A 14,460-nucleotide genomic window follows, 5' to 3' on the forward strand; every position below is an offset into this window, starting at 1 on the left:
GCTAATTCATGTCGTCATGGTGGTATTCGATGCCCTGTTCCGTGCGCCGCACTACGTTGGCTGCGTCCAGGTAGACCCAATAGAACATGTCCTGCACCTCATACCAGCGGTAAGTCAGGATGTCGCTGGGCCAATTCGCCACACGGTCCACTGAGGCGGGTCGTCCGAACTCGCGCTCCACATCGGCTCGCGTCCATGTGCCCGGTGTTATGCGGGCGAACTCCTGTTGCACCAAAACCTGGCGGACCTGCGCGACATGGTCGCTGGCATCGAGGTCGACCATAAAGGCTTGCTGCCCGGCTGGCTGGCGAGAGTATTGCAGGCGCGTTCCGGACGCCAAGGGCACTACGCGCCCTGGAGGTCCCATGCGGGCCACTACCGCTTCACGCGTCATGCCTGGCAGGATGGGGTCGAGGGCGCAGGCGGTGAGCAGCAGGGCGACGAGGCTGCACCCTATGCATTGGAGTAGTGTGCGTGAGGGCATGGAGGCTTTCTTGAAGGTTGGACAGGCGAAAAAAAAGCACTGACTGGGTCAGTGCTTTTGTGAGCTGCACCTCAAGGTGGGTGCAGAAATTATTGCTTGTTACTTGCCGTCTCCTCGGCTTTCTTCCATCTGGCTGCAGTTGCCGTTTACCTTTGAGTGACGCGACTGTAACGGCAAGCGTCAGTTGACGCATTGGGATTAACCCTTCATTTCCGCGTAGGCGTCCTCCATGATCCACTGCGCCGCCTTCTCGGCAATCATCAGCGTGGGCGAGTTAGTGTTGCCGCTGGTAATCAGTGGCATGACGCCTGCATCCACCACGCGCAGGCCCAGCACGCCGTGCACCTTCAGGCGCCCGTCTACCACCGCCATGGCGTCGTCCTCGTGGCCCATTTTGGTCGTGCCGACAGGGTGGAAGATGGTGGTGGCAATGTCACCCGCCAACTTGGCCAGTTCGGTGTCGGATTGGAACTGCACACCGGGCTTGTATTCCTCCGGCGCAAACGGCTGCATGGCGGCCTGAGCCATGATGGTGCGTGTCAAGCGCAAGGAGTCGGCAGCAATTTTGCGGTCTAGATCAGTGCTCAAGTAGTTGGGTGCAATGGCGGGTGCATCTTCAAAACGCGCAGAACGAATGTGAACCGTGCCGCGGCTCGTGGGGTTGAGGTTGCACACGCTGGCGGTGATGGCATTGAAGCTGTGCAGGGGTTGGCCAAACGCTTCCAGACTCAGCGGCTGCACGTGGTATTCCAGATTGGGGTAGGGCTGAGCCGGATCGCTGCGGGTGAACGCGCCCAACTGGCTGGGGGCCATGCTCATGGGGCCGCTGCGCTTGAGTGCAAACTCCAGCCCGATCTTGGCCTTGCCCAACAACGAGGCAGCCTGGGTGTTGAGTGTGGTGGTGTTCTTCACCTTGAACACGGCACGAATCTGCAGATGGTCCTGCAAGTTCTCGCCCACGCCGGGAATGTCCTTTGCAACTGGCACACCCAGCGATTGCAGTCGTTGTGCTGGTCCCAACCCAGAGAGTTGCAGAATCTGCGGCGAACCAATGGAGCCCGCGCACAAAATTACTTCAGCGCGCGCTAATGCCTCAACCATGCTGCTGCCATCCCACACCTGCACGCCGGTACAGCGCAGCGGACCACCGCCGGCACTGGCGGGCTCCAACAACAGTTTGCTTGCCTGGGCGCTGTTCCATAGTTCAAAGTTGGGGCGCGCATAGCAGGTGGGGCGCAAAAAGGCTTTGGCTGTGTTCCAGCGCCAGCCGGCTTTCTGGTTGACTTCGAAGTAGCCCACACCCTCGTTGTCGCCACGATTGAAGTCGTTGGTAGCGGGAATGCCGCTTTGTACAGCAGCCTTGGCAAAGGCATCGAGCACGTCCCAGCGCAGGCGTTGCTTCTCGACCCGCCATTCGCCACCGGCGTTGTGGTGGCGCAGCAGCTTGCGGTAGAGGTTGCCGTTCTTGTGCATCAGTTCCGGGGCCGTGCCACGTGCGCCGTGCAGGGCGTTGGCACCCTTGTGGTGGTCTTCGTGCAGCATGAAGTAGGGCAGGCAATGGTTCCAGCCCCAGGTAGCGTCGCCCAGCAGTTGGGCCCACTGGTCGTAGTCGCGTGCCTGGCCGCGCATGTAAATCATGCCGTTGATGCTGCTGCAGCCGCCCAGCGTTTTGCCGCGCGGGTAGCGCAGCGAGCGGCCGTTCAGGCCCGCATCGGGCTCGGTGTTGTAGAGCCAGTCGGTGCGCGGGTTGCCGATGCAGTACAGGTAGCCCACCGGGATGTGGATCCAGTGGTAGTCGTCTTTGCGGCCGGCCTCAATCAGCAGCACGCGTTTGGAGGGGTCGGCGCTGAGCCGGTTGGCCAGCAGGCAGCCGGCCGTGCCGGCGCCGATGATGATGTAGTCAAAAGTGGTGTCGCTCATGGCCCATCCTAATCGACGAAGCGTGTGGATAAGCTGACGCAGTCTGCGCGGGCATCACTGCCCCGCCCACAGCGGCTTGCGCTTCTCCTGAAACGCCCGCTGCCCTTCCTTTGCATCCTCCGTCAGCGTAAACAGAGCAATCTGGCTTTCGGTGAAGGACATGCTTTCTTCAAACGACATCGCCTCGGCCTTCTTCATGGTGTACAGCCCCCGGCGAATGGCGGCGGGGGATTTGTCCAGCATGCGGTCCAGCAACCATTGCAGCTTGGCGTCCACGTCATCGTCAACGTAATTCACCAGGTTGTATTCCAGCGCCTGGGCCGAGGTGATGGGTTCGCCGGTGAGGCACATCTCGGCCAGCTTGCGCCGGGGGATCAGGTGCTGCAGCACGCTCAGCACTTGGGCGGGGAACACGCCCACTTTGACCTCGGGCAAACCAAAAACCGCGTGGCTGGCGGCCACTGCCATATCGCACATGCTCATCAGGCCCATGCCACCGGCCATGCACGCGCCATTCACGCGGGCGATCAGTGGGATGGTGCTGGCCTTGGCCACGCGCAGCACCTGGGCCAGATGGCCGTGGGGTTCGGAATAGTCGGTGGTGAAGGCGTTGGCGGATTGCAGATCGGCACCGGCGCAAAAGGCCTTGCTGCCCGCACCGGTGATGACGATGGCGCGCACGCTGCGATCCGTCTGCGCCGCGCCCATCGCCTGCGCCATCGCGGCCAGCACGCCGTGGCTCATGGCGTTACGGCGCTCCTCGCGGGTGATGGTGAGCCACAGCACCGGGCCGCGTAGTTCGGCCGATAGTTCGGGGGTGGAGGTGTAGGTGCTGTTGGTGGTGGTCATGGGGTTTCCTGGTTTTGCTATGGATTTGCTAGCTGCTTAAGCAATGTTTGCGAGGGCTGGTGTGCTATTTTGCCGCAAACGCTGTGGGCGTTGTACCATGCGGTACTTCGCTGTCACCCAACCCCGCAACGTCACTGGAACGCATCACCATGGAGGAATCCCAGCCCCGCATTGCATTCGAGCAAACGCCCGAAGGCCGCAGTGTGCGCGTGCAGGGGCGCTGGACGGCCGAGTCGCTGTCCTCCATCGCGCACTGGGAAAGTGCGCAGGCTGATCTGGCAGCGCTACCGGCTGACTGGCAGATCTGGCACTGGGACCTGCGCGCCCTGCAACGCTTCGACCACACGGGTGCCCAACTGTTGTGGAACAGCTGGCACCGCCAGTGGCCCGACACGCTGCAGGCCAGTCCAGCCCAGCGCGCGATGCTGGAACGGGTGGCCAAGTTCTCTTCGAAGCTGCCGCCACGTCGAATCTCCCGCGCCACCGACCACTTTCTGCACCTGGGTGCCTGGGTGATGGGCCGCGAAGAACACGTGCTGGGTGCGGTGCGTCTGATCGGCCAACTATTGTTGGATGTGGTGCAGTTGGTACGCCACCCGCGCCAGGCGCCGTGGCGCGATATTTCGGGTCATATTTACCGCATTGGCGCCACCGCCTTGCCGATTACAGCGCTCTTGGGGTTTTTGATTGGCGTGGTGCTGGCCTACCTGATGTCGCAGCAGTTGCGCCAGTTTGGTGCGGACGCTTTTATCGTCAACATTCTGGGCATTTCACTCATACGCGAGCTCGGGCCAGTGTTGGCGGCCATTTTGATTGCCGGGCGGTCCGGCTCGGCCATCACCGCGCAAATTGGCGTGATGCGTGTCACTGAAGAGCTGGACGCCATGCAGGTCATGGGCATTCCCAAAGGCTTCCGGCTGGTAATGCCACGCGCCCTGGCCATGACGGTGGTGATGCCGCTGCTGGCGGTGTGGACCACCCTTGCCGCGCTGCTGGGCGGCATGCTGGCAGCCGATATGGTCATGGGGCTAACGCCGGCCTACTTTGTCACTGCGCTGGCCAAGGCGGTGCTGGTGTCGAACCTGTGGCTGGCGGTGGCCAAGTCGGCGGTGTTTGGGTTGATGATTGCGCTCATTGGTTGCCACTATGGGCTGCGCGTACTGCCCAATACGCAGAGTCTGGGCGAGGGCACCACCACATCGGTGGTGACCAGCATCACCATGGTGGTTTTGGTGGACGCGTTGTTTGCGGTGGTGTTCAAGGACGTCGGGATATGAGCACCCAGGATTTACCAGGGCATGGGGCTGATCTGCCTGCTGGCGTCCCAACGGCAGGTCGTACGAGCGCCGCGCCAGTGATCGAAATTCGCAACCTGTGGACCGTGTTCCGTACCGCCGGTGTGGATTCGGTGATTCATAAGGACCTGAACTTGACGATCGCCCGGGGCGAATTGCTCGCTATCGTGGGCGGCTCGGGCAGCGGCAAGACCACACTGCTGCGCCAGATTTTGGGGCTGACGGTACCTGCACGCGGCAGCATTACCGTGCTGGGGCACACGGCCGCCGAACTTACCCGCGCCGGTGCTGCCGCCCGCGTTGGCATGCTGTTTCAGCACGGGGCGTTGTACTCGGCCTTTACGGTGTTGGAGAACATCGCCTTTCCCTTGCGTGAACTGGGCACCCTGCCAGAAGACCTGGTGCGTGATGCTGTCATGGTCAAGCTCCAGATGGTGGGTCTGGAACCGGCTCACGCGCACAAAATGCCGTCTGATCTGTCGGGCGGCATGGTCAAGCGCGTGGCGCTGGCGCGTGCCCTCATCATGGACCCGCCTTTGCTGTTGCTGGACGAACCCACCGCCGGGCTGGACCCGGACCGCTCTGACGCGTTTTGCAATTTGCTGCGCTCCATGCACCAGGAGCTGGGCCTGACCGTGGTAATGGTCACGCACGACCTGGATACCATTTACGAAATCAGCACCCGCGTGGCCGTGGTGGCCGACAAACACGTGATCATTGATGCCCCGCCCAAGGAGGTCATTGCCTTTGACCACCCCTTTGTGCGGGAGTTTTTTCTGGGTGGCCGGGGCATGCGCGCGCAAGAGTTGTTGCGTCTGCACCCTTACGCTGTGTAGAAAGGGAGTCTTATGGAAAACAAATCACACGCCTTGGCTGCTGGCGCTTTTGTGCTGGCGGTGGTCGCCATGCTGGTGGGGCTGGCTGCCTGGCTCACGCGCGACACGGGTGAGCACCGCTTGTTCGAAATCTCCAGCCACGAAAGCGTAACTGGCCTGCAAGAACAGGCCCCTGTGCGCTACAAGGGCGTGACTGTGGGGCGCGTACAGTCGATTGCGCTGGACCGCGAGAAAGCCGGCAACGTGTTGGTGCGCTTTGCCGTGGACGGCACGGCACCCATGACCACCGCTACTTTTGCCACGCTGGGTTTTCAGGGTGTGACCGGGCTGGCCTTCATTCAGCTGGATGACTCTGGTGCGCCATCGCAAGCCCTGGCCACCAATGATGAACAGCCCCCCCGCATCCCCATGCACGCCAGCCTTCTGTCGCGCCTGTCCGATCAAGGAGCCGGCTTGCTTACCCAACTGGACGAAGCCAGCCAACACGTCAACCAGTTGTTGGCTGCCGGCAACCAGAAGAAGCTGATGGACGCCATTGACCACATGGGCCAAGCCGCTGCCAACATTGGCCAGTTGGCCCACGCCGTTGACCAGTCCAACCTGGGCGGTATGGTGAAGGATGCTGGCGTTGCGTTCAAGAGCCTCAAAACCAACGCCGACCGCCTGGGCGAGATGTCGGATTCGGTGGGCACCTCGGCCGATGCCTTCAAGCGCATGTCCGAGCGCATGAGTGGCCCGGGTGGCACGCTGGACGCCATCGCCCAGGGCAGCGACACACTGCTGACCACCGGCAAAACCCTCAACACCACTCTGGTGCCGCGCATCAACCGCACAGTGGACGACACCGCGCGCACTGTGCGCCACATCGGCCGCGCGGTGGAAACGGTCAATGACAATCCGCAGGCCCTGCTATTGGGCAACGGCACCGTGCTGCCCGGCCCGGGCGAGCCCGGTTTTTCGCAGCCCAACGCCCGCTAAAGCGTAAGGCGCACTGATTTGCACAGTATCATTCAAGGATTGCTATGAAAATAATAGCTGGTTATGTATATTCGACGAGGGCTGGAGCCCTATTTGGCTTGATGATTTTGGCTTTGACGGGCTGCGCACAGATGCAGCCCCACCCGCGCGCCACGGTGTACGACTTTGGCCCAGGCCCCGTGGTCGACGCCCCCGCCAACCGCATGGCCAACCTGCCAGCGTTGGTGTTGGCAGAGGTGGACGCCAGTGCCGCGCTGGACAGCACCGCCGTGCTCTACCGTCTGGCCTACAGCGACGCCCAGCAACTGCGCCCCTACGCCCAGGCCCGCTGGAGCATGACCCCCGCCCAACTGCTGCGCCAGCGCTTGCGCGAGCACCTGGGCCAGCGCCGCGCCGTACTCAATGCCGCCCAAGGGGTGGCCATTTCTCAATCTGCTTCTATGTCCATGCACCTGGAGTTGGACGAGTTCAGCCAGTTGTTTGACAGTGCCGAGCACAGCACGGGCCTGGTCCGCCTGCGTGCCACCGTCGGCCAGGCCAACGCGGGCGCCGATCGCCTGGTGGCCCAGCGCAGCTTCGTGGTGCAGCGCCCGGCACCCACGCAAGACGCAGCAGGCGGCGTGCGCGCGCTCACGTTGGCGGTGGATGCGGTGGTGGCGGAGATTGCAGAGTGGCTGGAGCAGGTGGAGAAGGCGTCGGCGCAATGACGGGGTTCAATGCCCTAGCGCCGGAAACAACTTTACCAATCCATCCGACATCACTTCTACCGCTAGCGCAGCCAGGATCAGGCCCATCAGCCGCGTCATGACGTCGATGCCAGTCTTGCCCAGCACACGGGCAATCGGTTGTGCCAAGGCAAAGCAAAAAGCGGTGGCCAATGCGATGACCACGCCGTAGCCCACCAATGTGCTCAGTTGCCAAAAGGTCTTGGCCTTTTCGGCATAAATGACGACGGTGGACATGGTGGCTGGGCCGGTTAAGAGCGGAATGGTCAGCGGCACCACGGCAATGCTGGCGCCGCGCGCAGCTTTTGCTGCGCCGTCTTCCATTTCATTCGTGCTGGGCTTGATTTCGGCTGGCTGGGCGTTCAGCATATTCAACGCCGACGTCAACAACAACATGCCGCCGCCCACCTGAAAGCTGGCCAGCGAGATACTGAAAAAATTCAAAATTTGCAGGCCAGCCAGTGCGCTGGTGGCAATCACCACAAAGCAACTGAACGACGAAATGACAACGGTACGGCGGCGGTGTTCGCGCGTGAAGCCCTGCGTGTAGTGGATAAAAAACGGCACGATCGCCAGCGGGTTGACGATGGCCAGCAGGGTGATGAGGGGTTTGAAATCCATGGTGCGAGTATGCCGTTTGATGTGGACCGTTCAGCGCCCGCCGCTCACATCCAGCAGGGCGCCTGTGGTGTAGCTGGCGTCAACGCCCATCAGCCAAACAATGGCCTGGGCCACTTCCAGTGCGGTGCCGGGGCGCTGCATGGGTAGCTGGGTGGCCAGGCGCTGGGCCCGGTCGGGCTCGCCACCGCTGGCGTGGATGTCGGTGGCTATGATGCCGGGGCGCACTGCGTTGACGCGGATGCCCTCAGCAGCCACCTCTTTGGCCAGACCCAGGGTGAAGGTGTCGATGGCCCCCTTGCTGGCAGCATAGTCCACATACTGGCCGGGCGACCCAACTCGCGATGCTGCGCTGGAGACATTGACGATGCTGCCGCCACTGCCCCCGTGGCGCGTGCTCATGCGTTTTACGGCTTCGCGTGCGCAGACAAACGAGCCGATGATGTTGGTGTTGAACATGCGTTGCAGGCGATCTACCGTCATGGTGTCCACCCGGCAGGCGACATCGACCACGCCGGCGTTGTTGACCAGGCTGCTCAAGGGGCCGAGCTTGGCGTCGATCTTGTCAAACATGGCCAGCACTTGCGATTCGACCGCCACATCAGCCTGCACCGTGATGGCTGAGCCACCACCGTCGCGGATCTGTCGTACCACCTCGTCGGCGGCGAGTGAGTTGCTGGTGTAGTTCACCGCCACGGCGTAACCCTTCCGGGCGGCCAGCAGAGCGGTGGCCGCCCCAATGCCGCGCGAGCCACCGGTAATCAAGACAATGGGTTGCATGCTGGGGTTCTATAGTGGGGCGATGCTGCCGTTGAGCACAGCCGGCGCGTAGTATTGCTGAAAGCCCTTCCACACCACGCCCGATTTGGCTGCGCGCTCGTCGTCTTGTAATGCACCGGCCAGAATGCTGGGGGCCATGATGGTGGCGTCGGCCGCGCCACTTTTGAGCAGGCGCGCAACCGATAGTGCATCCACCTCCAGAATCAAGCGCCCTTGCTGAGTCAGCGTGGTGATCAGTTCTTGGTAAGCCGGGCCATCGTCAAAGCCACGCACCAGGACGATTTTGAGGTCGGTTTGCGCCAACAAATCCTGCGTGCTTTTGATGGGGGCGTGCCCGCTACTCAGGGTTATCAGCATGGCGCGGTTGCGGATCGGGGGAACAAAGCAGCCGTACGCGTCGCGCTTGGGTATTTTGCTGGCCGGAATCAGCAGGTCCAGGTAAATGCCTTTGATGGCGTTGCCGTCCACGATCGCGCTCTGGCCGTTAGCCGACATGGGCACGTTGATGGTGCGTGAGTAGATAGCATGGGCTGGCAGCGACAAAACAAAGCCGGAGACGGTGGCAGCGAGGAGCATCAGTAGTCTGTGCATAAATGGTTCCCTTGACGACAAAATGCGGCGCGTTGTCGCAGCCAATCAGTAAGCAGTGGCCAAGTGATGCATCGGACGTTCCTCTACATCATTGACGTGGGATCGTTGGGCATGCTTGGACCATTGCACATCGACTTATGTGTATTCAACTTGCTACTGCGCGGCCGTAGTTTCTAGATGGATTTTCCACCCAAACATACAAAACCTGCGCTATCAAAAAAGTAAGAATTATGCATAGAGCAGCGAAAACCACGGGCGGTGCGATTACTCCGCAGAGATTCAAGATTTGAGGGGCTGCATTGTGAAAAAGATAGATCCCAAAACTCAAGTTTCCAAGCCAGACGGACACGATTCTCAGCCAAGGGGGTGCACGCTGCCCAAATCGCCCTAGCGCAGCCACAATAGGCATGAATGCTAGGGCTGCAAAAAGGCCGATGTTTCCACGAAGAACGTCGTTTTCCATCACGGCGTTGTCACCACCACGGGCAAAGTAAAACGAGAAAACCCAAGCGGCAATGACCCAAAGTGCAGCACCTGCGAAGATCATCAAGAATCGCGCGCGGGCTGTCAGTTCGTTTCGCGATATCTGCCATGCAATAACGCCCAATAGAAACTCGATAAGTAACCCTGGCAAATGGACACTAAAGGCAAGAAAGTTATTTGCCATTCGCATGTCTGTTGGGCTAAAAAACGCAATAACACAATGCAAAACTAGAGCAAACGCAACCATCACGAAGAGCCCTCCTTTTAATCGTGCGATATAGGCCAACGCGGGAAGGAATAGGTAAAATTCGATCTCAACGGGCAGGCTCCAATAGGCTTGGTTGTAATAGAAAGCTATTTCTCGAGACTCCGTCGTATAAAGAAGAAACAAATGCGTGACGAGGTATTTCGCCTCCTGACTGGTAGAAAATTTCAAGAAAACATAAATCAGCAATGAGCAGGCGTATAGCGGGTAGATTCTGAAAAATCGCTTTATAAAAAATGATTGAGGATGGAGCGTTTTTCCAAAAAAATAAGGTGCAAAGACATACCCGCTGATAACAAAAAATAGGTCGACGCCAGTAATAAAATACACAAACAAACCGGCCTTGACGCCGGCTAGTCCCCAGTAATGGGCAAAAACCACCATCAAGGCAGCAATACCGCGCAACAGTTCAATGGGCCATTGCATCACTGTGCTGTCGGATGGTTGTGCCTTGTCGGCATTAACCATAGGTAGTGAGCAAATCAAAGTAGTTCTTTGGAAAGTTGCAAGTTTGATGAGTCATGGTCGACGCTATCTTCCCGAGCGCGCCAAGTAGCGTTTGCGCCAGAACAATACCACCAGACCGACAGAAATGACGACCATAAATCCAACCGCCATCCAGGCGCCACTTTGCCGGTGAATGAGCGGAAGGCCGTCAAAGTTCATGCCAAAGAAACCGGTAATCAGGTTGAGCGGTAAAAAGATAGCGGTCAGCACAGTGAGCGTGCGCATGATGTCGTTGGTGCGGCTGCCCTGCACGTTGAAGTGCATCTGCACGGCGGTCTCCACGCTTTGCTCCAGGCGGCGTACATGGTGCACCACGCGTTCGATGTGCTCCAGCACGTCGCGGCTGCGTACCTGCAGCAAGTCGCGCTCGCGCTGTCCTGTGGGCGTGTCGGCATCGGGCCAGGTTTTGACGGCCTCGATCCAGTCTTGCAGCGCTGAGCGCTGGTCTTCGCAGATTTCGTCCAGCGTGTGCAGCGACAGGCGCGCATCCAGCAGCGAGTTCCAGTTGTTGAAGCGGGTTTTGGGGTTGAGCAACTCGGTTTGCCAATGGTCCAACTGGTGGGTCAGTTCGCGGCGCAGTTCCAGAAAACCGTCCACCATCTGGTTGACCACCCGCAGCATCAGGTCCGCCGGGCTGGTGGGCAAGCGGGCGCCGGCCGCACGCGATTCGCTGCTGGCGGCCTGTATCAGTTTGATGACGTAAGTGTCGCGTGCGCTGCAGTCAGTGGGGTGCACGGTCAACAGAACATGGTCGAACACGGCAAAGGCCACGGGGCTGGTGTCGATACGCCGCAAAATGGGCGGACCACCGCGAGTGGGTTCACGGGTCAGTATTTCACCCGGGTGCTCCGGGTCGGCGTTGTGCGTGCCGGCCGCCAGGCGGCGAAATACGAGCACGTCGTACTGCGAGGTGTAGTCGTAGTGCGACGGCAGATGGTTGTTCATCAGGTCCGAGATGTGAAGGTCCACCAGCTGCTGGCCAGACAGGGCAAACAGCATGGCCTGCACGGTGCCTTGTTGCACTTCGAACTCGTGCCGTGTGCAGGCCACCCAGACAAAGCCGTGGGCTGGGCGACCAGCCGCCGTCAGCGCATCCAGATCATTACTTTCGGTAATTCCGCTGGCCTGAATGTGAAAGATGCGCATCGGTTTTTGCTGGAAAGGTATGGATCAAACAGGGTTCTAGCCCTCGTGGAATGTACGCTAGTAGCTATTGTTTTTGTAGTATTCTGGCGGCTTCAACGGCAAAGTAAGTGAGAACCCCATCAGCACCGGCGCGCTTAAAGGCCAAGAGGCTTTCCAACATCACGGCCTCGCGGTCCAGCCAGCCATTTTGCGCAGCGGCCTGTAGCATGGCGTATTCGCCTGATACTTGGTAGGCGAAGGTCGGGATCTTGAACTCATCTTTGACGCGGCGCACCACGTCCAGGTAGGGCATGCCGGGCTTGACCATTACCATGTCTGCACCTTCGGCAATATCCATGGCCACTTCGCGCAGGGCCTCGTCTGTATTGCCGGGGTCCATCTGGTAGACCTTTTTGTTGCTCTTGCCCAGGTTGCTGGCGGAGCCCACCGCATCGCGGAAGGGTCCATAAAACGCGGACGCATATTTGGCGCTGTAAGCCATGATGCGGGTGTGAATGTGACCCTTGGCCTCTAGCGCCGCGCGGATGGCGCCAATGCGCCCATCCATCATGTCGCTGGGGGCGACGATGTCCACGCCGGCGTCGGCCTGGGTCATGGCCTGCTGCACCAGCATGGCCACGGTTTCGTCGTTCAGGATGTAGCCCTCGGCCTCGGGGCGCTTGTCAGGCAGGCCATCTTGGCCGTGGCTGGTGAAGGGGTCCAGCGCCACGTCGGTCATGACCCCGAGTTGCGGAAACTCTTTCTTGAGGGCCCGCACCACACGTGGGATCAGGCCGTCGGGGTTCAGCGCCTCAGAGCCTTCGTAATTTTTCAGCGACTGGTCGATCACCGGGAACAGCGCCATAACCGGAATCTGCAACTTCACGCATTCCTCTGCCACCGGTAGCAGCAGGTCCAGGCTCAGGCGTTCCACTCCGGGCATGGAGGGAATGGCGACGCGCTGCTTTTGGCCGTCCACCACGAAAACCGGGTAGATCAGGTCATGCGCACTGAGCGTGTTTTCGCGCACCAGGTTGCGGGTAAAAACATCGCGGCGCAGGCGGCGCGGGCGGCCAAGGGGGTAGGGGGCATAGGGCGTCATGGGGAAAATTGTGCCTGATTCTGAAACCCCCGCTGATCAGTGCGCTGGCGGAACCATTCGCTGCCGATCACTGGGCTGTGGAAAATACGGGTTCCGTTGATGCGGGTATTTCGTAAAGCCACTTGCAAAGCTGCAACAACTTTGCTAAATTGCATCCCGGGTAGCTTGCTATCTCCCGCTTTTCCTCCCTGAGCGGGGCCTTGATGTGTGACAGCAAATAGGCTTACCACCCCAGCCCACGTGCTGGGGTTTTTTTGCTCTCAATTTGTTTCCAAGCTCCTCGCTACGCATGGTTCGCTGCACACCAAGAGGGCGCACACGCATTGGGGGCGACCTGGCGGCGCTAAACTTCCCCAATGGCCTACCTCCTCGTCAAATCGTTCCACATCTTTTTTATTGCCAGTTGGTTCGCTGGGCTGTTTTATTTGCCACGCATTTTTGTCAACCTGGCCATGGTGCCGCCGGGCTCGGAGGCGGAGCGCGAGCGCCTCGTGCTGATGGCGCGCAAGCTGCTGCGCTTCATGACCATCATTGCGGTACCTGCAGTGGGTTTAGGGTTATGGCTTTGGATAGGCTTTCGTATTGGATGGGGGCCGGGCAATGGCTGGATGCATGCCAAACTGGTCGTGGTGTTGCTGACCATCGGTTACCACCATGGCTGTGGCGTCATTCTCAAGAAGTTCGAGGCCGATACTATGGCGCGCAGCCATGTGTGGTTTCGCTGGTTCAATGAGGCACCAGTGTTGTTGATGTTGGCGACAATCATTCTTGTGGTGCTTAAGCCGTTTTAGAGCGACCTATGCACAAATCGGCTGCCTGGCCACTGGCCTTGGTGTATGTGGGCTTGATTGTCTATGCCAGCCTGTACCCGTTTGCCGAGTGGCGCGACCAAGGTATCGTCCCCTGGGCCTTTCTTACGGCACCACTGCCACGCTACTGGACCGGCTTTGACGTGGCCATCAATGTGGCGGGTTACGCCCCTTTTGGTGGCCTGCTGGCATTGGGCGCCCTGCGCTCGGGGCGTGTTCGCCATGCGATTTTGGTGCCCACGTTGGTAGCCTTTGTGTTGGCGTTTTGCATGGAAGCGTTGCAAAGTTACTTGCCCGCCCGCGTGCCTTCGCGTGAAGATCTGCTGCTGGACACCTTTGGGGCCTGTTTTGGTGCGCTTTCTACCGTTGTCTTGGCCCAATTGGGTGCTATTGACCGCTGGAGCCAGATTCGCGCGCGCTGGTTTGTCCCCCATTCGCGTGGCGGCATTGTGCTGTTGGCTCTGTGGCCCCTGTCGCTGTTGTTTCCGGCTGCTGTACCGTTTGGTCTGGGGCAGGTGCTGGAACGACTGGAAGATGCTCTGGGTGCGCAACTGGTGGACACTCCGTTTCTGGAGTGGTTGCCCCTGCGAGAAACTGAGTTGCAGCCCCTGGTCCCGAGTGCCGAGATGGTCTGCGTGATGTTGGGTCTGCTGATCCCCTGCTTGTTGGCCTTTTGCGTGGTACGTGCTAGGTTGCGTCGGCTGGCCATTGTGTTCATGGTCATTGGGGCTGGGCTGGCGGTGTCGGCACTGTCGGCGGCGTTGAGCTGGGGGCCAACCCATGCCTGGGCCTGGCTGGGTTTGCCGGCGCAGATGGGCATGCTGTTGGCCGTGCTGTTGTCGTTGGGGCTGGCCTTTGTGCCTTGGCGCACCAGCGCCGCGCTGCTGCTGCTGTCCCTGGGCATCTACCTCAGTCTTCTGAATGAGGCGCCTGCAAGTGCCTATTTCGCCCAGACCCTGCAGGCTTGGGAACAGGGGCGCTTCATTCGCTTTCATGGCCTGGCCCAATGGCTGGGCTGGCTGTGGCCTTACGCTGTGGTGGTCTATGTACTGTCTTTGATGTGGACACGCGATCCAAAAAATTAGAATCGTCC

General features: G+C 60.0%; 15 protein-coding genes. 6 read left to right on the top strand and 9 right to left on the bottom strand.

The genetic code is table 11. The annotated features are described in order from the left end of the window. Window position 1: 1 nt before the first annotated feature. The 3 genes from IPI80_RS17205 to IPI80_RS17215 all read right to left on the bottom strand — a co-directional run bounded on the left by IPI80_RS17205 (window position 2) and on the right by IPI80_RS17215 (window position 3,253). The gene (locus IPI80_RS17205; protein WP_413862299.1) at window positions 2-484 is read right to left on the bottom strand and encodes a hypothetical protein; all 483 of its coding nucleotides are present in this window, start codon (window positions 482-484) and stop codon (window positions 2-4) included. A gap of 198 nt (window positions 485-682) precedes the next feature. Next, complete coding sequence (locus IPI80_RS17210) at window positions 683-2,404, bottom strand: GMC family oxidoreductase (protein ID WP_413862301.1); 1,722 nt, start codon at window positions 2,402-2,404, stop codon at window positions 683-685. Between the two features lie 54 nt (window positions 2,405-2,458). Next, entirely contained in the window at window positions 2,459-3,253 is a 795-nt protein-coding gene (locus tag IPI80_RS17215) for an enoyl-CoA hydratase/isomerase family protein (protein ID WP_413862303.1), read from the bottom strand. A gap of 149 nt (window positions 3,254-3,402) precedes the next feature. Between IPI80_RS17215 and IPI80_RS17220 the strand changes: the two genes are divergently transcribed. The 4 genes from IPI80_RS17220 to IPI80_RS17235 are packed head-to-tail and all read left to right on the top strand — an operon-like array spanning window position 3,403 to window position 7,069. Beyond that, a complete protein-coding gene (locus IPI80_RS17220; protein ID WP_413862305.1) occupies window positions 3,403-4,530 on the top strand; it encodes an MlaE family ABC transporter permease in 1,128 nt (375 codons plus the stop codon). Then, entirely contained in the window at window positions 4,527-5,384 is an 858-nt protein-coding gene (locus IPI80_RS17225; RefSeq protein WP_413862307.1) for an ABC transporter ATP-binding protein, read from the top strand. Before IPI80_RS17220 ends, IPI80_RS17225 begins: the two co-directional genes overlap by 4 nt. A gap of 12 nt (window positions 5,385-5,396) precedes the next feature. Continuing rightward, window positions 5,397-6,362 carry an MlaD family protein gene (locus IPI80_RS17230; RefSeq protein WP_413862309.1) on the top strand — a complete coding sequence of 322 codons (966 nt, stop codon included), beginning with the start codon at window positions 5,397-5,399 and terminating at the stop codon, window positions 6,360-6,362. Between the two features lie 44 nt (window positions 6,363-6,406). Next, window positions 6,407-7,069, top strand: a complete 663-nt coding sequence (locus tag IPI80_RS17235) for an ABC-type transport auxiliary lipoprotein family protein (RefSeq protein WP_413862311.1) — start codon at window positions 6,407-6,409, stop codon at window positions 7,067-7,069. Window positions 7,070-7,075: 6 nt separating this feature from the next. Here IPI80_RS17235 and IPI80_RS17240 read toward each other — a convergent pair whose 3' ends face one another. From IPI80_RS17240 to hemB, 6 genes are all read right to left on the bottom strand, one after another. After that, a complete protein-coding gene (locus IPI80_RS17240) occupies window positions 7,076-7,708 on the bottom strand; it encodes a MarC family protein (protein WP_413862313.1) in 633 nt (210 codons plus the stop codon). Between the two features lie 30 nt (window positions 7,709-7,738). Then, the gene (locus IPI80_RS17245; RefSeq protein WP_413862315.1) at window positions 7,739-8,485 is read right to left on the bottom strand and encodes an SDR family oxidoreductase; all 747 of its coding nucleotides are present in this window, start codon (window positions 8,483-8,485) and stop codon (window positions 7,739-7,741) included. 9 nt (window positions 8,486-8,494) lie between these two features. Then, window positions 8,495-9,076 (bottom strand): hypothetical protein, encoded by a 582-nt coding sequence (locus IPI80_RS17250; RefSeq protein WP_413862317.1) that lies wholly within the window; start codon window positions 9,074-9,076, stop codon window positions 8,495-8,497. Between the two features lie 145 nt (window positions 9,077-9,221). Beyond that, window positions 9,222-10,292, bottom strand: coding sequence for an acyltransferase family protein (locus IPI80_RS17255; protein WP_413862319.1), 1,071 nt, complete (start codon window positions 10,290-10,292; stop codon window positions 9,222-9,224). Between the two features lie 63 nt (window positions 10,293-10,355). Beyond that, on the bottom strand, window positions 10,356-11,477 hold the full coding sequence (locus tag IPI80_RS17260; protein WP_413862320.1) for a magnesium transporter CorA family protein: 1,122 nt from the start codon (window positions 11,475-11,477) through the stop codon (window positions 10,356-10,358). Window positions 11,478-11,541: 64 nt separating this feature from the next. Then, entirely contained in the window at window positions 11,542-12,558 is a 1,017-nt protein-coding gene (gene hemB, locus IPI80_RS17265; protein ID WP_413862322.1) for a porphobilinogen synthase, read from the bottom strand. A gap of 356 nt (window positions 12,559-12,914) precedes the next feature. Here hemB and IPI80_RS17270 point away from each other — a divergent pair, with 356 nt between their 5' ends. Both IPI80_RS17270 and IPI80_RS17275 read left to right on the top strand, forming a co-directional pair. Further along, the gene (locus tag IPI80_RS17270) at window positions 12,915-13,349 is read left to right on the top strand and encodes a CopD family protein (RefSeq protein ID WP_413862324.1); all 435 of its coding nucleotides are present in this window, start codon (window positions 12,915-12,917) and stop codon (window positions 13,347-13,349) included. 8 nt (window positions 13,350-13,357) lie between these two features. Beyond that, complete coding sequence (locus IPI80_RS17275; RefSeq protein ID WP_413862326.1) at window positions 13,358-14,452, top strand: VanZ family protein; 1,095 nt, start codon at window positions 13,358-13,360, stop codon at window positions 14,450-14,452. The last annotated feature ends 8 nt before the right edge of the window (window positions 14,453-14,460 follow it).

It is taken from the genome of Candidatus Aalborgicola defluviihabitans, from assembly GCF_016705985.1.
Taxonomy (GTDB): domain Bacteria; phylum Pseudomonadota; class Gammaproteobacteria; order Burkholderiales; family Burkholderiaceae_C; genus Allorhodoferax; species Allorhodoferax defluviihabitans.